This window comes from Wenjunlia tyrosinilytica (assembly GCF_014646055.1).
Classification (GTDB): domain Bacteria; phylum Actinomycetota; class Actinomycetes; order Streptomycetales; family Streptomycetaceae; genus Wenjunlia; species Wenjunlia tyrosinilytica.
In genome coordinates this window covers 161,498-182,221 of record NZ_BMMS01000011.1, presented here as the reverse complement: position 1 = coordinate 182,221, position 20,724 = coordinate 161,498, and the positions used below count along the sequence as shown (strand labels likewise).

The following is a 20,724-nucleotide window of genomic DNA, read 5'->3' as shown; positions in this document are numbered from 1 at the left end:
CATGAACGTCGAGACCACGCTGAAGGAAGCCATGACGCTGGACGGTGCTCTGGGCGTCGCCCTCGTGGACTACGAGAGCGGTATGTCGCTCGGGACGCTCGGAGGTGGCCCGGACCTCGACCTCGAAGTGGCCTCCGCGGGGAACACGGAGGTCGTGCGGGCCAAGGTGCGCACCCTGGCCACACTCGACATGCAGGACTCCGTCGAGGACATCCTGATCACCCTGGGCAAGCAGTACCACCTCATACGCCCCCTCGCCACCACCCGCGGCTCGCTCTTCCTCTACCTCGCCCTCGACCGCAGCCGCGGCAACCTGGCCCTGGCCCGCCACAAGCTCCGCCGTCTCGAAGGCGACCTGGAGGTCTGACCGGCATCGCCCCCCACGGGGAGACGGCTGTCGGTCCCGGGCCGTACGTTGGGGTCCGTGGGGATCTATCTGGTGGGCATCGACTCGCGGGACTGGCTGGACGGCGAGGTCCTGGGGGCGGTGGCTGTCGCGCTGGACGCCGAACTGGAGCGGCGCGGGTGGGAGGGATTCACGGCACCGGAGCCGGGCGGGCCCGGTGCCGGGGTCTCGTTCGAGGAGAAGATGAACCGGCCGATCGACAGCTTCGCGGACCTGTGCCGGAAGCAGGCCGGCGGGCCCGACGCGCTGCTCGACTGGGACCTGCTGATACCTGTCGAGTTCGACGGTGCCCTTGTCCTGCCCGTGCCCTCGGACCACGACGACACCACGACCGTGCGCAGCGCGCATCGGGCGCTCGATGCGGCGCGGCGGCTCGCGGACGGTATGGCGCTGCCCCCCGGGATACCGCGGACCTCCGGCAACCTCGACATCGTCAACTGGTTCGACGGCCCGGCTGTCGGGGAGGCGGTCGGCACGTATCCCGGCCCATGGAGCGGCGATCTCGACGCCGCGTTCTACACGGCGGTGTACCTGCGTGCCGCCGAGCACTCGCTACGCCGCGAGTGCCCGATCGCCTACAGCTGACGGGGGGCGACCGGCCGCCGAGTTGAGCGGTCCGCGACCTGCCGAAGCACGACCGCAGGTGCTCAGGGAAGCGGAGGAGTGGCTATAGCTTCGGCACCGAGACATGTGCTGCATTTTGCCTGTAGGGGCTTGCGTTCGACCGCGGTGATCGTGTTGGGATGGTTCGATGCGACCTTCCCCCACACGTATGGCGCCGCCGTATCCGCAGCCGCTGTTAACGGATTCGGCGGACTCGGCCTACTGGACCCGAAGTCCCAACCCCTACGAGGAGTTGTCGGCCCTGTCTCCTCCGGGCGATGAGGCGGACCAGGAGACGGACGCCGAGCCGGACGACTGGAGCGGCGGACTGCTGGGGCTCGGCTTCGGGCTCGAGGGCGACGGCGGTGCCGACGGCGGTCCCGACGGTCCCGGCGACCACGAGCCGATACCGCGCAGGGCCGGCAGACGGCGCCGGCGCCGGTTCGCCGCCGTCTCACTGCCGTTGAAGGTCGTGATCCTCCTCGCCGCGGGTCTGGCCTTCCTCTTCGTCGTGGACCGCTGGGCCGTGCTCTACGCCGAGAACAAGGCGGAGGAGAAGCTCAAGCAGTCCCTGCACCTCCAGGCCGAGCCCGAGGTGCACATCCGCGGCTTCCCGTTCCTCACCCAGCTCCTGGACGGTCGGTTGGGCACGGTGGACGCCACCGTCCCGGATCTGTCGGCCGGTCGGGTGTCGGTGGCGCAGGTCAAGGGCGAGGTGCACGACGTGCGCATCGTGGGCGATCTGCCGTCCTCGGTGCGCGGCGCGGTGGTCGGCCGGATGCGCGGCGAGGCACTGCTGAGGTTCGACGACCTCAGCCGTGAGCTCGGCACCTCCCAGGTCAGATACACCCGGGCCAACGGGAACTCGGTGCTCGCACGCGGTGAACTGCCCGTCGCGGGCCGCACGGTGCTGGTCAGGGCCGAGGCGCATGTCAGGGGAGACGGTGACCGTGAGATCGCCGTCCGCATCGACGGGATGCGCCTGGCGGTCGCCGACCTGCTCAGCTACCGGCCGGGCAAGGACGGTGGGCCCCGCCTGGCGCGGCCGACGGCCGAGCGGATCAGCCGCGACGCCGCGAACGCCAGGGCGCTGCTGTCGGTGCCGTCGATCGCCAAGAGGCTCGGTGTCACCCCGGCGATGGCGGAACGGGCACGGCGCAGCGACGAGTCACTGCACCGGATCACGGGGTCGCCGCACTTCGTCGAGAAGCTGTGCCGGCAGAACGTGGCCGACGCCGTCGTCGAGCACCCCGGGATCCTGCGCAGGATCGGTATCGACCCGGCGCTGATCGAGGGCCTGACGAAGCTGAGGGCTCCCCAGCTCGCGGACAAGCTCTCGCTCGAGGTCCGCCTGCCGAAGCTCCCCGGCCATGTGTGGCTGGAGCACGTCGCCGTCGGGCACGACGGGATCCGGGCGGCGGTCAAGGGTACCGATGTGCCGTTCGGTGGGGCGCGCAAGAAGTGAACGGGCCCTTCCCCGAGCATGCCCGCGGGGCCCCGGCCCCTCGCAACCTGCCTGATCGGCGGGGAGAAACCGGACGGCGCTGCCCTGCCCCGGGTCCGCCGAAGGTGCTCGCGCAGCGAGTTTTCTGAGACAGAAGGTGGCGTCGGCGTCCTGGCCGTACCACGGGCCGGTTTCCTGCTCGCCGGGGCCGCAGTCGTGGGTGGCGTCGCGTTCGGTGGTCACGCGGTACTGAGCCCGGCCGGAGTCGCAGTCGACGACCTCCAGCTCCCAACCGGCCGAGGTGGCCTTGTTGCGTACGCACATGCCGACGTCCAGGGACGACGCGGAAGCGCTGCCGGAGCCGGTGCCGTTCCCGCTCCGCCCGGCCGCGTTCAACGTGCTCATGGCGACAGCACAGAGCACGGCCAGCACCGGCGAGGTGAGAAGGAAAAGGCCTCCGGGGCGGCGCCTCACCGGCTTTCCCGGGGCGAGGGGTGGCCGCCATCCGCGCGAGGGCGGCGGCAGGCGGTTGAAGCGCGCCCGTGGAACGAGGTTGGCCGGCACGGTGAGGGGGCGATGAACAACGACAGCGGGCCCCACCATCCCTCGAGCAGCGTTTTGGACGTCATCTCGCGGTGGGTGGCCGTGCCGCAGGTACGGCAGAACGGGCCCTCCATCCTGGGGTTCTTGGCGGGTCCGGCGATGGTCGCCGACGGGTGGGACGGGTGGCGCGCCACGGCCGTCGGGCCGTGCACGCTAGGAGCGCGGGGGCAGGGGTGGCCTCCTGCGGTCGGCGCGGGAGGAGAGGTCGGGCGGTGCGGCGACCGGATGGGTCTCCAGCAGTTCCAGTGCCTTGTGGACCGCCGCCGCCAGCTGGATGTGGCGCCCCTCGGCCCAGTCCTTCGGGGTGCGCTGCACCTCGATGTCCGGCTCCACGCCGTGGTTCTCGACCCCCCACCCGTACGCCTCGAACCACGCGGCGTTCATCGGGACCGTGATCACCGTTCCGTCGCCGAGGCCGTGCCTGCCGGTCATGCCGACCACTCCGCCCCAGGTGCGCGAGCCCACCACCGGCCCGATGCCCAGGAGTTTGACCGCCGCCGTGATCATGTCGCCGTCCGAGCTGGTGGCGTAGTCGGCGACGGCGACCAGCGGGCCGCGCGGGGCGTCGCTCGCGTACGAGACCGGCTGCGCGTTGCGGGTGGCGTCCCACCCGATGATCTTGCGGGAGAGCTTCTCGACGACGAGCTCGGAGATATGGCCGCCCGCGTTGCCGCGCACGTCCACGATGAGCGAGGGGCGGGTCATCTCCACGCGCAGGTCGCGGTTGAACTGCGCCCAGCCCGAGCCGCCCATGTCCGGGATGTGCAGGTAGCCGCAATCGCCGCCGCTCAGTTCCCGTACCACCGCCCGCCGTTCGGCCACCCAGTCCTGGTAGCGCAGCGGCCGTTCGTCGATGAGCGGGACCACCGCGATCCGCAGCGCCCGGCCGCTGGTCGCCGAGCGGAAGGTGAGCTCCACGGTCGTTCCTCCCGCGCCCGCCAGCAGCGGCCAGGGCCCGGTGCCGGGCTGGACCGGCCGCCCGTCCACGTGCGTGAGCGTGTCGCCGGGGTGGACCCTGGCCCCCGCCAGCGGGGAGCGGGCCCGGGGGTCGGACGACTCACCGGGCAGGATCCGGGTCAGCCGCCAGTCGCCCTCCTCGTCGCGGGCGAAGTCGGCGCCGAGCAGGCCGATGGGGCGCTGGTAGGCGGCGGGGCCCTCGTTGCGACGGGCCGGGGTGACATAGGCGTGCGAGGTGCCGAGTTCACCGAAGACCTCGCGCAACAGGTCGGCGAACTCGTCCGGTGAGGCGACCTTCTCCACCAGCGGCCGGTACTGGTCGAGGACGTCGTCCCAGGGGACACCGCACATGTCCTCGGCCCAGAAGTAGTGCCGCATGATCCGCCCGGCCTCGTCGTAGGACTGGCGCCACTCGGCGGCCGGGTCCACCTCGTGCAGGATGCGGCGCAGGTCGATCAGGACAACGGCGTCCGGGTCGCGCTCATTGGCCGGGATCACCCCGAGGCTGCCCTCCTCGCAGGCCACGATCCTGCGCCCGTCACCGCTGACCGCGAACCAGTCCAGATGCGCCATCAGCTCCACCCGGGCGCCCTTGGCCAGGTCGAAGTACTCCAGCGCCGGGCGGCCCGAGGTGTCCGAAGGGTTGGCGAACGTCTCGCCCAGCGCGCCCGAGATCGGCCACCGCATCCAGACCAGCCCGCCCTGGACCGCGGTGAGCGAGGAGTACTTCGAGGCGCTGACGGGGAACGGTGTGACCCGCGAGTCGAGCCCTTCGAGGTCGACGGTCAGCTGCGCGTCGCCGGTCTCGGCCGGGTCCAGGCCACCGCTGGGGGGCCGCCCCTCGACGGGCAGGGCGAACGGGGACGGCGTCGAGGAGGACAGGGGTATCAGATACGGGCGGGAGCCCAGCGGGAACGAGTAGTCCCCGGTGTGGACGTCGTAGACCGGGTCGAATCCGCGCCAGGACAGGAAGGCCAGGTACTTCCCGTCACGGGTGAACACCGGCCGCTCGTCCTCGAACCGGCCCGTGGTCGCCTCGGCCACATACCCGTCGTCGAGCTTGGCGAGCATGATCCGGCTCAGCGAGCGGCCATGGGTGGGCTGTGACCAGGTGAGCCAGGCGGAGTCGGGGGAGAAGGACAGCCCCCTGACCGGCCCATTGTCGGAGCGGACCAGCTCGGTGACCTCGCCGTCGCCGACATCGACCAGCAGGAGCCGTCCGTCGTTCGAGGCGACGGCCAGCGTGGCGCCGTCGGGCGAGGAGGCCATCTCCAGAGCGCGCCCCAGCCTGCCGGAGGCGAAGGAGCGCGGGCCTTCGCCCTCCTGCGGTTCGCCCTGTGAGGTGGCCGCCCGCTCGGCGCGGCCGGGGAGTTCGGCGACCTCGATGCCGTCCTCGCCCTCCGCGTCGCTGATCCAGGCGACGCGGCCGGTGCTGCCGAGCATCTCGGGCAGACGCACCCGCACCCCCGGGGTGTCCTGGATGACCCGGGCGGGGCCGTCGCGGTGGGTCAGCCAGTACAGGCCGCCGCGAACGCACACCGCGCTCGCCCGGCCGGTCCGGTCGCACGCCAGTCCCTGGAGGTAGGAGCCCGCGGGCACCTGGTACGGGCGGCGGCCGGTGCGCGGGCCGCCGAGTTCGATGTCGAGGCGGCGGGGGCGCCCGGCCGGGTCGGTCAGATCCTCGTGCATCCACACCTCGCCCGCGCACTGGTAGACCACGCGCTGCCCGTCCGTGGAGGCGTGCCGGGCGTAGAAGTCGGCGTGGTCGGTGTGCCGGTGCAGGTCGGTGCCGTCGGGCCGGCAGGAGTAGAGATTGCCGATGCCCTCGTGGTCGCACAGGAACGCCACCCGTTCCCCGACCAGCATGGGCGAGGAGAAGTGCCCGCCCAGGTCGTGGAGCAGGGGTTCGAGGTCGAGCCAGAGCCGTCCCGTGGCGCCGCCGCGGTAGCGCTTCCAGGAGGCGGGCTCGTGCGGGGCGGCGGCGCAGAGCAGGAGGGTGTGCCGGCCGGTGACCATGAGATCGGCGACCGGACCCCAGGGCAGCCGCTCGCCGGGGCCTCCCGAGACGGGCACGGTGTAGGCCCACTCGTAGTGCGAGAACGGCTGGGCGTGCGAGGACGTGGCCAGGATCCGGCCGTCCGGAGTCCACCCGCGGACGCTCGCGTCCACACTGCCCCAGTACGTCAGCTGCGAGGTCTGGCCGCCGTCCACGGGCACCGCGTAGACCTCGGAGTCGAGGCTGCGCCAGGAGGTGAACGCGACCCGGCCGCCGTCGGGCGAAAGACGCGGGTGGCCGACCCGGGTGCGGTCCGCGGTCAGCCTCCAGGCCCGGCTCTTGCCGGTCGTCTCGGTCAGCCAGATGTCGTCCTCGGCGACGAAGACGAGCAGATCGCCGTTCAGGTGCGGATAGCGCAGATACGCCCCAGGGGTCACACCATTCATGCTCGACCGGGCGGGGGGAGCGGGCAAGTCGGGCTCGGGGCCGCACGGGAGCAGGGTGCGGACGGGCGTGCGCCCCGTCGCCCCGGTCGCGGCTCGCGCGGGTGCCGGAGTGCCCGCGCTCCTGTCCGCATCATCAGTGCTCTTGCGAATCACTCGCAATTGGTCGGTATCATCAAGAAGGTGCGGCGCCGAAGCTGCGACACGCGAGGGCGAACGGCTCGGAAAGGACCGCTTGTGCATGTACCGGACGGTTTCATCGACGCCCCCGTGTCGATCGGGGCCGGAGCCGTCGCGGCAGCCGGTGTGGCGGTCAGCCTCCGCGGTGCCCGGCGCGAACTCGACGAGCGCACCGCCCCGCTGGCCGGCCTCGTGGCGGCGTTCATCTTCGCGGTGCAGATGCTGAACTTCCCCGTCGCCGCCGGCACCAGCGGGCATCTGCTCGGCGGTGCGCTGGCGGCGATACTCGTCGGCCCCTGCACCGGAGTGCTGTGCGTATCGGTGGTGCTCCTCATGCAGGGGCTCCTCTTCGCGGACGGCGGTCTGACGGCGCTCGGAGTCAACGTCACGGACATGGCGATCACCACCGTCGTGGTCGCCTACGTCCTGTTCCGGCTGCTGGTGAAGGTGCTGCCGCGCGGCCGCCGCTCGGTGACCGCGGCCGCCTTCGTGGCCGCCGCCGCCTCCGTTCCCGCTGCCGCCGCGGTGTTCACCGTGATCTACGCGGTCGGCGGCGTCACCGACGTTCCACTGAGCAAGGTGGCGGGCTCGATGATCGGCGTGCATGTCCTCATCGGCCTCGGCGAGGCGGCGATCACCGCGCTCACGGTGGGCAGTGTGCTCGCCGTGCGTCCGGACCTGGTGCATGGGGCACGGGGCCTCGAGCGCCCACTCGAACTGCACACCCGGCCGGGGACGGCGAAGGCCGCGCAGGACGGGCACGGGAGGCCCGAGAAGGCCGCGCCCGAAGCGCCCGCCGCGCCCGAAGCGCCCGAAGCGCCTGCCAGGCACAGCGCGCCCGCCGCGCCCGCTGACGCCGGGAGGACGACTCCGAGCGGCGTCCGCGACAGACCGCAGGACGCCAAGGCCTGAGAGGGCGACGAACCATGACTGCTCGGTCCGCAACGCAACGGCCCACGACCGCACGGCCCACGACCGCACGGCCCATGACCGCTGTGCGCCGGTCCCTGCACGACAACCGCGTCTTCTGGATCGCGGGTGTCATCCTCGCCCTCTTCCTGGCCGGGTTCTTCAGCTACTACGCCTCCAGCCGGCCCGACGGGCTGGAGAAGGTCGCCAAGGACCAGGGCATCGACCGGAAGGCCGAGGACCACCGTCTCTCCGACTCGCCGCTCGCCGAGTACCAGACCAAGAACGTGGACAATCCACGGCTGTCCGGCGGCCTCGCGGGTGTGATCGGCGTGGGTGCGACCCTGGCCGTCGGCACCGGGGTGTTCTGGGTGGTCCGCCGCCGTCCCGCCCCCGCCCTCGACAGGTCCGCCCCCGCCCCCGACCGTTCTGCCCACATCGCGGACAAATCCGCCCCCGACAGCTCCGCCCCCGACAGCTCCGCCGCCGACAGGTCCGCCGCCGACAAGTCCGATCCGTCCCCCGACAGGTCGCGGTAGACGGCCATGGGCGCAGGTCACGCGCACCGGATGTACCGCCACGGGCACTCGCCCGTGCACCGGCTTCCACCGCACTGCAAGCTCGCCGCCACCTTCGCCTTCGTGCTCGTCGTGGTGGCCACCCCGCGCGAGGCGTACGGGGCGTTCGCCGGGTACGCGGCGCTGCTGGTGGCCGTCGCCGCCGTGGCCAGGGTGCCGTTCGGGTTCCTGCTGAGGCGGTTGCTGATCGAGATCCCGTTCGTCCTGTTCGCGTTCCTGCTGCCGTTCTTCGCCAACGGTGAGCGCACGGAGGTCCTCGGTGTGTCGCTGAGCGTTCCGGGACTGCTCGGCGCCTGGAACATCCTGGCCAAGGGCACACTCGGTGTCGCCGCCTCGGTGCTGCTGGCCTCCACGACCGAGCTGCGTGAGCTCCTGCTCGGGCTGCAACGGCTGAGGATGCCCCCGCTTCTCGTACAGATCGCCTCGTTCATGATCCGGTACGCAGATGTGATCACCGCCGAGATGGGGCGGATGCGGATCGCCAGGGAGTCGCGCGGTTTCACCGCGCGGGGAGTGCGGCAGTGGGGTGTGCTGGCCAAGTCCGCGGGCGCGCTGTTCATCCGCTCCTACGAGCGGGGCGAGCGGGTGCACCTGGCGATGGTCAGCCGCGGCTACGCCGGGACCATGCCGGTGATCGACGAGGTGACGGCCACCCGCGCCCAGTGGGCCACGGCCGTCGCCCTGCCCGCCGCGGCGCTCGCGGTGTGCCTGATGGGATGGTGGACGCTATGACGACCGTGGACGCCGACGCCGCGAGGACCGGTACGCCCGCCGGTGCATCCGCCGCCGCGCCTGACGCCGGTTCCCTGTCCGTCGAGGGCCTCGCCTTCGCCTACCCGGACGGGCACCAGGCGCTCTTCGGTGTCGATCTGGCGGTCGGCCGCGGGGAGCGGGTGGCGATCCTCGGGCCCAACGGGGCCGGGAAGACCACCCTCGTCCTCCACCTCAACGGCATCCTCGGAGGCGGGCGCGGCACCGTGCGCGTCGGTGGCCTGCCGGTGGAGAAGAAGAACCTCAAGGAGATCAGGCGCCGCGTAGGCATTGTCTTCCAGGACCCCGACGACCAGCTGTTCATGCCCACGGTCCGCGAGGACGTGGCCTTCGGTCCGGCGACGACCGGGCTGCGCGGGGAGGAACTGGCCGCGCGGGTGGGGAAGGCGCTGGGGCAGGTGGGCATGGCGGAGTTCGCCGACCGGCCGCCGCACCACCTCTCGTTCGGCCAGCGCCGCCGCGTCGCGGTCGCCACGGTGCTCGCGATGGAGCCGGAGATCCTGGTCCTGGACGAGCCCTCGTCCAATCTCGACCCGGCCGCCCGCCGCGAGCTCGCCGACATCCTGCGCTCGCTCGACGTGACCACGCTCATGGTCACCCACGATCTGCCGTACGCGCTGGAGCTGTGCCCCCGCTCGGTGGTGCTCTCCGAAGGGGTGGTCGCTGCGGACGGGCCCACACAGGCTCTGCTGTGCGACGACACGTTGATGAGCGAGCACCGGCTGGAGCTGCCGTTCGGCTTCGACCCCCGTTCGGTGGTGGTGCCCGCCCGGTAGCCGCGGCAGCTGCCGGCAGCCGCAGTTCAGTCGTGCACAATGGAATTGTGAGCGAGCAGACCACCAAGCCGTCCCTCTCCCTGGACGACCAGCTGTGCTTCGCGCTGTACGCGGCCTCGCGTGCGGTGACCTCGGCCTACCGCCCGCTGCTGGACGAGCTGGGCATCACCTACCCGCAGTACCTGGTGATGCTGGTGCTGTGGGAGCGCGGGAGCGTGCCGGTCAAGGAGCTCGCTCGAGCGCTGCACCTGGACTACGGGACGATGTCGCCGCTGCTGAAGCGGCTGGAGACCTCCGGGCTGGTGCGGCGTGAGCGGCGTCCGGACGACGAGCGCTCGGTGCTGGTGGTGCTCACGGACAAGGGCGAGGCACTGCGCCAGGACGCCGAATGCGTGCCCCAGTCGATGGGCAGGGCGTTCGGGGTGACGGTGGAGGAGGCGATCGCGCTGCGGGAGAAGCTGCGCGAGATCGCCGACCGTATGTCCTGACGCCGCCCTTTGGGCCTGCCCCTGCCGTCCCGGGTCTTTTCGCACTCCATGGGTGTGCGGTGCGTCACTCTTCGCGGCCGAGAAGCATTGTGCGCGATTAAAACGTGTACAGTTTTTCTCGTCCGGCAGTCTCGAACGAAACGGAAGGACCCCACCATGTCCACCAAGCCGACCAAGATCGCCTACACCGCCGAGGCCACCGCCCACGGCGGCCGGGACGGCCGGATCACCAGCTCCGACGGGCACATCGACCTGGCCGTGGCCCCTCCGAAGGAGCTCGGCGGCAACGGCGAGGGCACCAACCCCGAGCAGCTCTTCGCCGCGGGCTACAGCGCGTGCTTCCAGAGCGCCCTCGGTGTCGTCGCCCGCCGCCTCAAGGCCGACATCACCGGTTCCACCGTCTCGGCGAAGGTCGGCATCGGCCCGAACGCACAGCAGGGCTACGGCCTCGCCGTCGAACTACTCGTCACCATCCCGTCCGTGGACGAGGCCACCGCCCGCCAGTTGGTCGAGCAGGCGCACCAGGTCTGCCCGTACTCCAACGCCACCCGCGGCAACATCGACGTGGCGCTCACCGTCGCCGCCTGAGCCCCGTCGCTCGGCGTCGGTTCAGCGCCGCCCCCCGGCGTTGAACCCCGGCACCTTCGGACCGGCCCCCGACCGCAGCACGCGTCGGGGGCCTTCCGTCTGCGCGGGCGCGGGTCGCGGATCCCGTGCACGGGTCTTGATCAATGCGGCGGGCGGGTGCTGGAGTTGATCTCCGCAGACCCGGCCGTTCGGACGCCGGGATCCCAGGGGAGGCGCGATGGCACGGTTCGAGGGGCACGCGGTGTTCGTGACCGGCGCGGGCCAGGGCATGGGCGAGGCGATCGCGCTGCGGTTCGCCCGCGAGGGCGCCCGGGTCGCGGTCACCGACCGGGACAGCGCCAAGGCCGAGGCGGCGGCGCGCCGTATCGGGGAGGCCACGGGATCGGCGGACTCGGCGTTCCCCCACCTGTGCGACGTCGCCGACCCGGAGTCGGTGAACGCCGCTGTCGTGGCGGCGGTGGAACGGTTCGGCCGGCTCGACGTGCTCGTGAACAACGCGGCCTCGGTCGGCGCAGGCAGCGACCTGAGACACCTCACCGAGGAGGGGTGGGCCCGGGACATGGACATCACCCTCACCGGGGCGTTCCGCTGCGCCAAGGCGGCCATGCCGCATCTGATCGCCTCCGGCCGGGGCGCGGTGGTCAACATCGGCTCGGTCAACGGGCAGATGTACTTCGGCGACCATGCCTACAGCGCGGCCAAGGCCGGGCTCTCCTCGCTGACCCGCACGCTCGCCGTCGAGTACGCCAGGCACGGGGTGCGCGTGAACCTTGTCGCACCCGGCACCACCAGGACCCCCAACTGGGATGGCGAGGGCGGGGCGGAGTTCCTGGAACGGGTGGTCCGCCACTACCCGCTCGGCAGAGTGGGCGAGCCCTCGGACATCGCCGCCGCCTGCGCCTTCCTGGCATCCTGCGATGCCTCGTGGATCACCGGGGTCACCCTGCCCGTCGACGGCGGCCTGCTCGTGGCCAACCTCGGGATGCTGGGCCCCTTCGAAGACTGACGACTGACGACTGACGACTGACGACGGGCGACGGGCGACTGACGACTGACGACTGACGACGGGCGACGGGCGACGGGCGACGGGCGACTGACGACTGACGACGGGCGACGGGCGACGGGCGACGGGCGACGGGCGACGGGCGACTGACGACGGCCGTCGCCGAGCCCGTTGTTGTACATGCCATGCTTGTCGCATGGCAGCGGAGGAACGGGAAGAGCGGGGCGGCCGGGAAGAGCAGGTCCGGCCCCAGGGGTTCGAACTGGGGACCGACGGCCCCAAGGTGCTGGTCGTCGGCATCGACGGCTCGGACACCTCCGTGCGCGCCGCCGCCTACGCCGTAGGACTGGCTCGCCGCCAGAACTCCCGCCTGGTCTTCCTCTACGTCAAGTCCTTCGGCGGTACGGTCGGCGTCAGCGCCGCCTCGGCCGCGATGATCGCGGGCACGCATGACGAACTGGCCCAGCAGTTCGCGCGGAACATCCGTGAGTACATGGGTGAGCTCGGCAAGCACGACTGGGAGTTCAGGACCGTGCGGGGCGATGTCTTCACCGAGCTGGCGCGCACGGCCGACGAGGTCCGCGCCGACGGAGTGCTGGTCGGCGCCTCGACGCAGGCGGGGCACCGGATCGCCGGTTCCGTCGCCGTGCGCCTGGTGCGCGCCGGTCGCTGGCCCGTCACCGTGGTCCCGTAGCCGCCGATTCACGGTGGTCCGCTGCCGTCAGCCCCGTCTTCGGGCCCGACCGGCGCGGCTCAGGCCGGCCGCCCACCTGTGGTGAGGAGCACGATGCCCGCCAGGACGAGGACGGTCGCCACGATCCTCGGGCGCCCGAACCGTTCATTGAAGAACACGGTGCCCATCGCCGCACCAACCATGATCGAACATTCCCGCAGCGCGGCGATGGGCGCCAGCGCGCCCCTGGTCTGCGCCCACAGCACCAGGCCGTAGGCGCTCACGCTCATCACCCCGCCGGTGATCCCGCGCCCGGCCACGGGGCGGGCCCGGCGCGGCAGTTCACCGCGCAGCCGGACCGCGGCGATGCACGGGATCACGGTGCCCTGGAGCAACAGCAGCCAGGCGGTGTACCCGGGGGCGCCGCCGGCGGCACGCACGCCGACGCCGTCGACGACCGTGTAGGCGGCGATGGACAGCCCCGTGGCCAGGGCGGCGCAGATCGCCGGCCACGGCGGCCCCTCGCCCTTCGGCCGCTCACCCGGCCCGAGCAGGGCCACGAAGGCGAGTCCGCAGCAGGCGACCAGGACCCCGAGCGCCTGCCACACATCCGGCCGCTCCCCGACGAAGACGGCGGCGAGCACCGTGACGACGAGCGGGGCCGAGCCCCGGGCGATGGGATACATCTGGGAGAAGTCGCCGAGCCGGAACGACTCCATCAACAGCAGCTGGTAGACGACGTGCACACCGACCGAGGCGATCAGATACGGCCAGGCACCGGCGTGCGGCACGGCGACGAACGGCGCGATGAGCCCGCCGCACACCGCTCCCGCGCCGCCGACCAGCGTGAAAGCGACCAGCTTGTCCTCGATGGCGTGCGCGATGGCGTTCCAGCCGGCATGGGTGACCGCGGCGGCGAGTACCGCCAGGGTGACCGCGGGGCTGAGTTCTTCGGACCCGCTCACTCCCCGCCGTCCGCGAGGCGCTCGCGGACGTCCGCGGGGAGCTCCCGCACGTCCACCGGCCGCCCCCCGGCCGCCTCGATCATGCGGGCGGGGTCGATGGCGAAGACCGCGTACGGGGTCCCGGCGGCGGCCCACACCACGTCGTGGCGCAGCAGGCCCCGGTCGGCGAGGACGGTCATGCGGGTGCGGTGGCCGAACGGGGCCACCCCGCCGATGGCGTAGCCGGTCGCCTCCCGCACCACGTCCGCGCCGGCCCGGCGGACCTTCGCCGCGCGGAGCTCCTTGGCGACGAGGTCGACATCGACCCGAGACGCGCCGTCCATCAGCACGAGAACGGGCTGCCCGTCCGCCTCGAAGACGAGGGACTTGGCGATCTGGGCGAGCTCGCAGCCGATCGCGGCCGCCGCCTCGCCCGCGGTCCGGGTGGACTCCGGAAACGACTGGATTTCCAAGGTGAGCTTCAGCTCTTCCAGTGCTGCGCTGAAGCGGGCGTTCGGCGTCGACATGGGCAGACGCTACCCAAGTGGGCAGGCTCTTGCCGAACGCTTATCACGGGTGTACCTTTCTAGGAAGAGATTGAAAGTGAGAATAAGATGACTGTTCGCCGTCTGAACCACGCCGTCCTCTACGTCCGCGACGTCGACCGTTCCGTGGACTTCTACACACGCGTCTTCGGCTTCGAGGTCGCCGACCGCATGGGCGACCGCGCCGCTTTCCTACGCGCCGCGGGCACGGACAACGACCACGACCTCGGCCTGTTCGGGGTCGGCGCCGACGCCCCTTCACCCCAGCCCGGCAGCACCGGCCTGTACCACCTTGCCTGGGAGGTCGGCACCCTCGGCGAGCTCGCCTCGCTCGCCGTGGAACTGCGCGAGCGCGGGGCGCTCGTCGGCGCCAGCGACCACTCCGTCTCCAAGTCGCTGTACGGCAAGGACCCCGACGGGATCGAGTTCGAGGTCATGTGGCGAGTACCGCGCGAGGACTGGCCGACCGACCACGGCCCCGGCATCCTCCCGCTGGACCTCGACGCCGCCTTGAAGCAGTGGGGCTCCGACCTCAAGACCGGCGCCGCCGCCGGCTCCGCCACCTGACGGAACGCCACGCCCCAACGCCAACCCCAAACCCCGACCCGGGCCCGCCCGGGTCGGAGCCCACCCGCGGACGGGCCGAAGGCCTAGATCCAGGTCTCCAGCCACATCCGGTTGCGCCAGGCGTCCATGGGGATGGCGTCGCCCGTGAACAGCGGGAAGAAGTAGATGAAGTTCCACACGATCAGCAGCACCAGGACGCCGGCCGCGACCGAGCCCCACATGCGGCGGCGTTCGCTCGCGCGCAGGGAGCCCACCAAGGCGCCGATCGCCATCGCCACCGCCAGGCACAGGAACGGGACGAAGACCACCGCGTAGAAGTAGAAGATGGTGCGGCTCTGGTACATGAACCACGGCAGATAGCCCGCCGCCACACCGCACAGGATCGCGCCGGCCCGCCAGTCACGGCGCAGCGCCCAGCGGAAGAGCATGTACGCGAGCGCCAGGATCGAGGTCCACCACAGCAGCGGGGTGCCGATGGCGAGGACCTCGCGGGCGCACTCGCCCGGACCTGCGCAGCCGTCCTTGCCCGGCTTCGCCGACTCGTAGAAATAGGAGACGGGCCTGCCGACCAGCAGCCAACTCCACGGGTTGGACTGGTAGGTGTGCGGGGTGTGCAGGCCGGTGTGGAAGTCGTACATCTGCGCGTGGTAGTGCCACAGGCTGCGCAGCGGATCGAGGAAACCCGGCAGTGAGCTGGGGTGCGTGTTCGCCCAGTCCCTGAAGTACCCCTTGCCCGTGGCGAACCAGCCGACCCACGACGCGATGTACACCCCGATCGCGACGGGCACGAGGGACGAGAACGCGAGCGGGGCGTCCCGCAGGAGCGCCGCCCGGAACGGCTGCCGCGCCCCGGCCGTGCGCCGCGCGCCCATGTCCCACAGCACGGTCATGACGGCGAACGCCATCAGGACGTAGAGCCCGTTCCACTTGGTGCCCGCCGCGAGTCCCAGGCAGACTCCGGCCGCGATCCGCCACGGCCGCACCCCCAGGCGCAGCCGTGAGGCCGTCTCGTCGTCGGGCAGCCCGTTCGGCAGGGCGCGGGCGAGCCGCGCCCGTGCCTTGTCCCGGTCGACCAGCAGGCAGCCGAACGCCGCCACGACCCAGAACATGACCACGATGTCCAGCAGCGCGGTCCGGCTCATCACGAAGTGCAGCCCGTCGACGGCCATCAGGGCCCCGGCCAGGCAGCCGAGCGCGGTGGAGCGGAACAGCCGCCGCCCGATCCGGCACACCATCAGCACCGACAGCGTGCCGAGCAGGGCCGGGACGAACCGCCAGCCGAACGGCGTGAGACCGAACATCCACTCGCCCATCGCGATCATCCACTTGCCCACGGGCGGATGGACGATGTACGAGGCGGTGCTCTCCAGGGGGATCCGCTGGGGATCGCCGAGGATCTCGGCGTTGGCGGCCTTGGCGTCCGGCCAGGTGCCCTCGTAGCCGAGGTGCAGCAGCGACCACGAGTCCTTGGCGTAGTACGTCTCGTCGAATATCACCGCGTGCGGGCTGCCCAGGTGCCAGAACCTCAGCAGCCCGGCGAAGACGGTGACCAGCAGGGGGACGCCCCAGCCGATGAGGAGGCGACCCGTGGGATCGGGGGCCAGACCCAGGCGGGCCGACAGCCGGGCGCTCGGTTTCGGCATCGGCGGGACCAGCCGCTCGCGCACGGATTTGCGCGGTGCGGCCGAGTAGCCGAAGCGCAGCAGCCGCCGCTGCCACGGGGTCGGGTGGACGGGGACGGCCCCGTCCTCCGAGGCAGCGCGTGCTGGCGTCGCGGTGTCACTGGTCACCGGCCCATCGTAGGGAAGGAACCTGTGCCCGGCCCGTGCCCCCGGCCGAACGCGCGGTGAGTGCCCCGCCGAGTGGACGAAAACACAGGGCTCTGCGGCTTGCTGCGAGGATGGCTCCGTGACAGGTGTGCTGGTACTCGCAGGGACCCCCATCGGCGACGTCGCGGACGCCCCGCCCCGGCTGACGGAGGAGCTGGCCGAGGCGGACGTGGTGGCGGCCGAGGACACCCGCAGGCTGCGGCGGCTGACCGGGGCGCTGGGTGTGGTCCCGACCGGGCGGGTGGTGTCCTACTTCGAGGGCAACGAGTCCGCGCGCACCCCCGAGCTGGTGGAGGCGCTGGTAGGCGGGGCCAGGGTGCTGCTCGTCACGGACGCCGGAATGCCGTCCGTCTCCGACCCCGGCTACCGGCTGGTGGCCGCGGCCGTCGAGGCGGGGATCAAGGTGACGGCCGTGCCGGGGCCGTCCGCGGTGCTGACCGCGCTCGCCCTGTCGGGGCTGCCGGTGGACCGCTTCTGTTTCGAGGGGTTCCTGCCGCGCAAGGCGGGGGAGCGGGCCGGGCGGCTCAAGCAGGTGGCGGCCGAGCCGCGCACCCTTGTCTACTTCGAGGCCCCGCACCGGCTCGCCGAGTGCCTGGAGGCGATGGCGCAGGCGTTCGGCGACGACCGTCCGGCGGCGGTGTGCCGGGAGCTGACCAAGACGTACGAGGAGGTCAGGCGCGGCCCGCTCGCCGAGCTGGCGGCGTGGGCGCGCGACGGCGTGCGCGGAGAGATCACCGTGGTGGTCGCCGGAGCGCCGCCGGCCGCACCCGAGGAACTGTCCCCGGGGGAGCTCGCCCGCAGGGTCGCCTTCCGCGAGGAGGCGGGGGAGCGGCGCAAGGAGGCCATCGCCGCGGTCGCCGCCGACGCCGGAGTGCCCAAGCGCGAGGTCTTCGACGCCGTGGTCGCGGCCAAGAAATCCGGTGGCGCGGACGGCCTGGATTAGCGCCCCCGCGCGGGCGCCGGGGCTCGGGTAAAGGGTCTACCGTGGACGGTAAAGGCGGGGCGCCCGCAGGTCGCCGGGAGCCCACAAGAGGTCCAACAGTGGGCCAAGAGATGGGAACCCCGGGAGACGTGCCGATTTCCCGGGCGTTCGCTGGTAGAGGAAAGACCCGAACCGGGCGCCTGTCCGGAGGGCATCGGGAGCTGCCATGAGCGAGACCATCGGACATTTCGCGGGCGACCTGCCCGCGTCCCCCGGCCTGGAGATCGTGCACGAGGCGTACTCGTTCGCCTGCATGCGCTGCGGCCATCTGTGGGAGCAGTCGTTCGAGATAGAGCACCACGTCGACGCGCGGGGGCAGACCGTGGTCGCCTACCGCTGCGACGGCAGGCATGTCCCCTCTCCGCTGACCAGGCCCACCTGCGCCAACTGCGGCGGGCACCTGGTGCGGATCATGCAGGCCGGCGCGGTCAACAACCCCCTCCTGCACTGGCCGAACATCTCCGCCTCCGCGAGCAGAGCCCGATCCGCGAGCGGCGCCGGATCCGCGGGCGGGCCGCGGACCGGGGCCGGGGACGCGGTCCGGGACGACGCCGGGGAGGGCCGGGGCTCGCGGCACGGCGCACAGCCCCGCACACAGCCCGGCCGGGCCAGGGAAGGCGGCCACCACTGGCATCTGCCCTCCTTCCTGCACTTCCACCGCAAGTCCGATCCCGCCGCCTGACCGAGGGGGCACTGGGCCGGGCAGAGGGTCCAAGCCGCTGGTCGCGGCCCGCCGGCGACGGGCTCTCTCGGGGGCGCCGTTAGCGGTTGGGGTGCACCTCCGGATGGCCGATAGGATTTCGGACCATGGCGGCCACTGGATCCGAAGCGCAGGGAGCGAAGGCGTTCTACGTCTCGACCCCCATTTACTACGTCAACGACGCTCCTCACCTGGGCCACGCCTATACGACCGTCGCAGGCGACGTGCTCACGCGCTGGCACCGTCAGCGCGGCGAGAAGGTGTGGTACCTCACCGGCACGGACGAGCACGGTCAGAAGATCATGCGCACCGCGGAGGGGAACGGGGTCTCCCCGCAGGAGTGGTGCGACAAGCTCGTCGAGGAGTCGTGGAAGCCGCTCTGGGAGCACCTGGAGATCGCCAACGACGACTTCATCCGCACCACCGAGCCCCGGCACACCCAGCGGGTGCAGGAGTTCGTGCAGGACCTGCACGACAAGGGCGAGATCTACAAGGGCGGCTACGAGGGCCCGTACTGCGTGGGGTGCGAGGAGTACAAGGCACCCGGCGAGCTCCTCGACGGCGGGGGCGACCCCTCCGACGGCACCCTGGTGCAGCTGTGCCCCATCCACAAGAAGCCCGTGGAGTGGCTGAAGGAGGAGAACTACTTCTTCAAGCTCTCCGCCTACGGCCCCAAGCTGCTCGAGTTCTACGAGGCCAACCCCGACTTCATCCAGCCCGCCTCGGCGCGCAACGAGGTGCTGCAGTTCGTCAAGCAGGGACTGCAGGACCTGTCGATCTCCCGGTCCACCTTCGACTGGGGCATCCCGATCCCCTGGGACCCCAAGCACGTCATCTACGTGTGGGTGGACGCCCTGCTGAACTACGTGACGGCCGTCGGCTACGGCGCCGACCAGGCGAAGTTCGAGTCGACCTGGCCCGCGGACGTGCACCTGGTGGGCAAGGACATCCTCCGCTTCCACGCGGTGATCTGGCCCGCGATGCTCATGGCCAACGACCTGCCGCTGCCGGGCAAGGTCTTCGCCAACGGCTGGCTGATGGTCGGCGGCGAGAAGATGAGCAAGTCGAACCTGACCGGCATCTCGCCGCAGCAGCTCACCGGCCACTTCGGTGTCGACGCCTACCGCTGGTACTTCCTTCGGGCCATCGCGTTCGGCCAGGACGGGTCGTTCTCCTGGGAGGACTTCACCGCCCGCTACACCAGCGAGCTCGCCAACGACTTCGGCAACCTCGCCTCCCGTGTGGCGGCCATGGTCAACAAGTACTTCGGCGGCACGCTGCCCGAGGCCGCGGACGCCGGCGAGGCCGAGCGGGCGCTCGCCGACGCCCTGGCCAAGGCCGTCACCGACGCGGACCGCAGGATCGGCGAACAGCTCGACTTCGCCGGAGGCATCGCCGAGGTCTTCGACTTCGTCAAGCTCGTCAACGGCTACCTGACCGAGCAGGCGCCGTGGAAGGTGGCCAAGGACGAGTCGCCGCAGGCCCAGGCGCGTCTGGCCACGATCCTCTACACGGCCGCCGAGGCGCTGCGCGCGGTCGCGGTCCTGCTCAACCCGGTGATGCCCGCGACCTCCCAGAAGCTGTGGGACTCCCTCGGCGCCGAGGCCGCGCTGGGCGCGCTGGCCGACCAGCGGGTCCAGGAGGCCGGTACGTGGGGCAGGCTCCCCGCCGGTGCCACGGTCACCAAGGGAGAGATCCTCTTCCCGCGCCTCGAGGAGCCGAAGAGCTGAGCAAGAACGAGAAGGCGAGTGCGCCGCCGCTGCCCGAACCGCTTCGGGTGGCGGTGGCGGACTCGCACACCCATCTGGACATGCAGGAGGGCACCCCCGCCGAAGGGCTGGCCAAGGCCGCCTCGGTCGGGGTGGCCACCGTCGTCCAGGTGGGCTGCGACATCCCCGGCTCACGCTGGGCGGCCGGGCTGGCCGCGGAGCACGAGGGTGTCTGGGCGACCGTGGCCCTGCACCCCAACGAGGCCCCGCGCATCGTCCTCGGTGACCCCGACGGCTGGAGCGGGCAGCGCAGGGCCCCCGGTGGGCAGGCCGCGCTGGAGGAGGCGCTTGCCGAGATCGACGCCCTGGCCGCGCTTCCGCAGGTGCTCGGTGTCGGCGAGACCGGGCTCGACTACTTCCGGACCGGGCCCGAGGGCACGGCGGTCCAGCACGAGTCGTTCCGCCGCCACATCGACATCGCCAAGCGGCACGGCAAGGCCCTGGTCATCCACGACCGCGAGGCCCACGAGGACGTGCTGCGGATCCTGGAGGAGGAGGGCGCACCCGAGCGGGTGGTCCTCCACTGCTACTCCGGCGACGGCGCGATGGCGAAGGTGTGCGCCGAGCGGGGGTACTTCATGTCGTTCGCGGGCAACGTCACCTTCAAGTCCGCCACGGAGCTCAGGGACGCCCTCGTGGTGGCGCCGCTGGACCTCGTCCTGGTGGAGACGGACGCGCCGTTCCTGACCCCGGCGCCGTACCGCGGACGGCCCAACGCTCCCTACCTGATTCCGGTCACTTTGCGGGCGATGGCGCGGTTCAAGGGCGTCGACGAGGACGATCTGGCCGCTGCCGTGGCCGCCAACACCGCCCGTGCCTTCGGATACTGACCTCCTCCGACGCCTGCTGCCCCTCTGCGGCCCGTTCTGATCGGTTTCTGAACGACTGTCACCCCACGTCGGTCGGTGTCACGTTGCGTGGCCGATTGGCTTTGGAGCGTAGCCGTGGCTCCGCTACAGTCCCGTTCGCG

Annotated in this window: 18 protein-coding genes and 3 pseudogenes; 15 read left to right on the top strand and 6 right to left on the bottom strand. The window is 71.7% G+C overall.

Features of this window, described 5'->3' with window-relative positions:
• Position 1: 1 nt before the first annotated feature.
• The 3 genes from IEY86_RS14645 (at position 2) to IEY86_RS14635 (ending at position 2,474) form a co-directional block, all read left to right on the top strand.
• Positions 2-367 (top strand): hypothetical protein, encoded by a 366-nt coding sequence (locus IEY86_RS14645; RefSeq protein ID WP_189132094.1) that lies wholly within the window; start codon positions 2-4, stop codon positions 365-367.
• A gap of 57 nt (positions 368-424) precedes the next feature.
• Positions 425-991: a hypothetical protein gene (locus tag IEY86_RS14640; RefSeq protein WP_229698427.1), complete on the top strand. Its 567-nt coding sequence runs from the start codon at positions 425-427 to the stop codon at positions 989-991.
• Positions 992-1,157: 166 nt separating this feature from the next.
• Positions 1,158-2,474: an LmeA family phospholipid-binding protein gene (locus IEY86_RS14635; protein ID WP_189132093.1), complete on the top strand. Its 1,317-nt coding sequence runs from the start codon at positions 1,158-1,160 to the stop codon at positions 2,472-2,474.
• A gap of 138 nt (positions 2,475-2,612) precedes the next feature.
• Here IEY86_RS14635 and IEY86_RS38495 read toward each other — a convergent pair.
• Together IEY86_RS38495 and IEY86_RS14630 are read right to left on the bottom strand one after the other, a co-directional pair.
• A pseudogene (locus IEY86_RS38495) lies at positions 2,613-2,777 on the bottom strand (LppU/SCO3897 family protein); the annotation flags it as partial.
• Positions 2,778-3,209: 432 nt separating this feature from the next.
• Complete coding sequence (locus IEY86_RS14630) at positions 3,210-6,455, bottom strand: S41 family peptidase (protein WP_189132092.1); 3,246 nt, start codon at positions 6,453-6,455, stop codon at positions 3,210-3,212.
• A gap of 234 nt (positions 6,456-6,689) precedes the next feature.
• Here IEY86_RS14630 and IEY86_RS14625 point away from each other — a divergent pair.
• Positions 6,690-7,927, top strand: a pseudogene (locus IEY86_RS14625) (energy-coupling factor ABC transporter permease); the annotation flags it as partial.
• 89 nt (positions 7,928-8,016) lie between these two features.
• On the opposite strand, the pseudogene IEY86_RS38070 reads toward IEY86_RS14625, so the two are convergent.
• Positions 8,017-8,088, bottom strand: a pseudogene (locus IEY86_RS38070) (hypothetical protein); the annotation flags it as partial.
• Here IEY86_RS38070 and cbiQ point away from each other — a divergent pair.
• The 6 genes from cbiQ (at position 8,087) to IEY86_RS14590 (ending at position 12,439) form a co-directional block, all read left to right on the top strand.
• Positions 8,087-8,851, top strand: a complete 765-nt coding sequence (cbiQ, locus tag IEY86_RS14615) for a cobalt ECF transporter T component CbiQ (RefSeq protein ID WP_189132090.1) — start codon at positions 8,087-8,089, stop codon at positions 8,849-8,851. The pseudogene IEY86_RS38070 and the gene cbiQ sit on opposite strands and share 2 nt — an antisense overlap.
• On the top strand, positions 8,848-9,666 hold the full coding sequence (locus IEY86_RS14610) for an energy-coupling factor ABC transporter ATP-binding protein (RefSeq protein WP_189132089.1): 819 nt from the start codon (positions 8,848-8,850) through the stop codon (positions 9,664-9,666). The genes cbiQ and IEY86_RS14610 overlap by 4 nt, the downstream gene beginning before the upstream one ends.
• A 47-nt stretch (positions 9,667-9,713) precedes the next feature.
• Entirely contained in the window at positions 9,714-10,154 is a 441-nt protein-coding gene (locus tag IEY86_RS14605; protein WP_373287025.1) for a MarR family winged helix-turn-helix transcriptional regulator, read from the top strand.
• Between the two features lie 156 nt (positions 10,155-10,310).
• On the top strand, positions 10,311-10,742 hold the full coding sequence (locus tag IEY86_RS14600) for an organic hydroperoxide resistance protein (RefSeq protein ID WP_189132088.1): 432 nt from the start codon (positions 10,311-10,313) through the stop codon (positions 10,740-10,742).
• A gap of 217 nt (positions 10,743-10,959) precedes the next feature.
• On the top strand, positions 10,960-11,748 hold the full coding sequence (locus IEY86_RS14595) for an SDR family NAD(P)-dependent oxidoreductase (RefSeq protein WP_189132087.1): 789 nt from the start codon (positions 10,960-10,962) through the stop codon (positions 11,746-11,748).
• Positions 11,749-11,941: 193 nt separating this feature from the next.
• Positions 11,942-12,439 (top strand): universal stress protein, encoded by a 498-nt coding sequence (locus tag IEY86_RS14590; protein ID WP_189132086.1) that lies wholly within the window; start codon positions 11,942-11,944, stop codon positions 12,437-12,439.
• Between the two features lie 59 nt (positions 12,440-12,498).
• Here IEY86_RS14590 and IEY86_RS14585 read toward each other — a convergent pair whose 3' ends face one another.
• Both IEY86_RS14585 and IEY86_RS14580 read right to left on the bottom strand, forming a co-directional pair.
• Positions 12,499-13,383, bottom strand: coding sequence for an EamA family transporter (locus tag IEY86_RS14585; protein WP_189132085.1), 885 nt, complete (start codon positions 13,381-13,383; stop codon positions 12,499-12,501).
• Positions 13,380-13,889: a YbaK/EbsC family protein gene (locus IEY86_RS14580; protein ID WP_189132084.1), complete on the bottom strand. Its 510-nt coding sequence runs from the start codon at positions 13,887-13,889 to the stop codon at positions 13,380-13,382. Before IEY86_RS14580 ends, IEY86_RS14585 begins: the two co-directional genes overlap by 4 nt.
• Positions 13,890-13,976: 87 nt before the next feature.
• Here IEY86_RS14580 and IEY86_RS14575 point away from each other — a divergent pair, with 87 nt between their 5' ends.
• Entirely contained in the window at positions 13,977-14,474 is a 498-nt protein-coding gene (locus IEY86_RS14575) for a VOC family protein (RefSeq protein ID WP_189132083.1), read from the top strand.
• An 83-nt stretch (positions 14,475-14,557) separates the two neighbouring features.
• Here the strand turns inward: IEY86_RS14575 and IEY86_RS14570 are convergent, their stop codons facing one another.
• Entirely contained in the window at positions 14,558-16,264 is a 1,707-nt protein-coding gene (locus IEY86_RS14570; RefSeq protein ID WP_229698425.1) for a dolichyl-phosphate-mannose--protein mannosyltransferase, read from the bottom strand.
• Between the two features lie 118 nt (positions 16,265-16,382).
• Between IEY86_RS14570 and rsmI the strand changes: the two genes are divergently transcribed.
• The 4 genes from rsmI (at position 16,383) to IEY86_RS14550 (ending at position 20,584) form a co-directional block, all read left to right on the top strand.
• Positions 16,383-17,246, top strand: coding sequence for a 16S rRNA (cytidine(1402)-2'-O)-methyltransferase (gene rsmI / locus IEY86_RS14565; RefSeq protein WP_189132081.1), 864 nt, complete (start codon positions 16,383-16,385; stop codon positions 17,244-17,246).
• Between the two features lie 205 nt (positions 17,247-17,451).
• Entirely contained in the window at positions 17,452-17,967 is a 516-nt protein-coding gene (locus IEY86_RS14560) for a hypothetical protein (protein ID WP_189132080.1), read from the top strand.
• A gap of 125 nt (positions 17,968-18,092) precedes the next feature.
• Positions 18,093-19,715: a methionine--tRNA ligase gene (gene metG, locus IEY86_RS14555; RefSeq protein ID WP_189132079.1), complete on the top strand. Its 1,623-nt coding sequence runs from the start codon at positions 18,093-18,095 to the stop codon at positions 19,713-19,715.
• Positions 19,712-20,584, top strand: a complete 873-nt coding sequence (locus IEY86_RS14550; RefSeq protein WP_189132155.1) for a TatD family hydrolase — start codon at positions 19,712-19,714, stop codon at positions 20,582-20,584. Before metG ends, IEY86_RS14550 begins: the two co-directional genes overlap by 4 nt.
• The last annotated feature ends 140 nt before the right edge of the window (positions 20,585-20,724 follow it).

What these genes read in the sequence shown, in the direction of transcription:
- IEY86_RS14645 (WP_189132094.1), top strand. Translation starts at nt 2, where the DNA reads ATGAACGTCGAGACCACGCTGAAGGAAGCCATGACGCTGGACGGTGCT.
- IEY86_RS14635 (WP_189132093.1), top strand. Translation starts at nt 1,158, where the DNA reads ATGCGACCTTCCCCCACACGTATGGCGCCGCCGTATCCGCAGCCGCTG.
- IEY86_RS14630 (WP_189132092.1), bottom strand. Translation starts at nt 6,455, where the DNA reads ATGAATGGTGTGACCCCTGGGGCGTATCTGCGCTATCCGCACCTGAAC.
- cbiQ (WP_189132090.1), top strand. Translation starts at nt 8,087, where the DNA reads ATGGGCGCAGGTCACGCGCACCGGATGTACCGCCACGGGCACTCGCCC.
- IEY86_RS14610 (WP_189132089.1), top strand. Translation starts at nt 8,848, where the DNA reads ATGACGACCGTGGACGCCGACGCCGCGAGGACCGGTACGCCCGCCGGT.
- IEY86_RS14600 (WP_189132088.1), top strand. Translation starts at nt 10,311, where the DNA reads ATGTCCACCAAGCCGACCAAGATCGCCTACACCGCCGAGGCCACCGCC.
- IEY86_RS14595 (WP_189132087.1), top strand. Translation starts at nt 10,960, where the DNA reads ATGGCACGGTTCGAGGGGCACGCGGTGTTCGTGACCGGCGCGGGCCAG.
- IEY86_RS14590 (WP_189132086.1), top strand. Translation starts at nt 11,942, where the DNA reads ATGGCAGCGGAGGAACGGGAAGAGCGGGGCGGCCGGGAAGAGCAGGTC.
- IEY86_RS14580 (WP_189132084.1), bottom strand. Translation starts at nt 13,889, where the DNA reads ATGTCGACGCCGAACGCCCGCTTCAGCGCAGCACTGGAAGAGCTGAAG.
- IEY86_RS14575 (WP_189132083.1), top strand. Translation starts at nt 13,977, where the DNA reads ATGACTGTTCGCCGTCTGAACCACGCCGTCCTCTACGTCCGCGACGTC.
- IEY86_RS14560 (WP_189132080.1), top strand. Translation starts at nt 17,452, where the DNA reads ATGAGCGAGACCATCGGACATTTCGCGGGCGACCTGCCCGCGTCCCCC.
- metG (WP_189132079.1), top strand. Translation starts at nt 18,093, where the DNA reads ATGGCGGCCACTGGATCCGAAGCGCAGGGAGCGAAGGCGTTCTACGTC.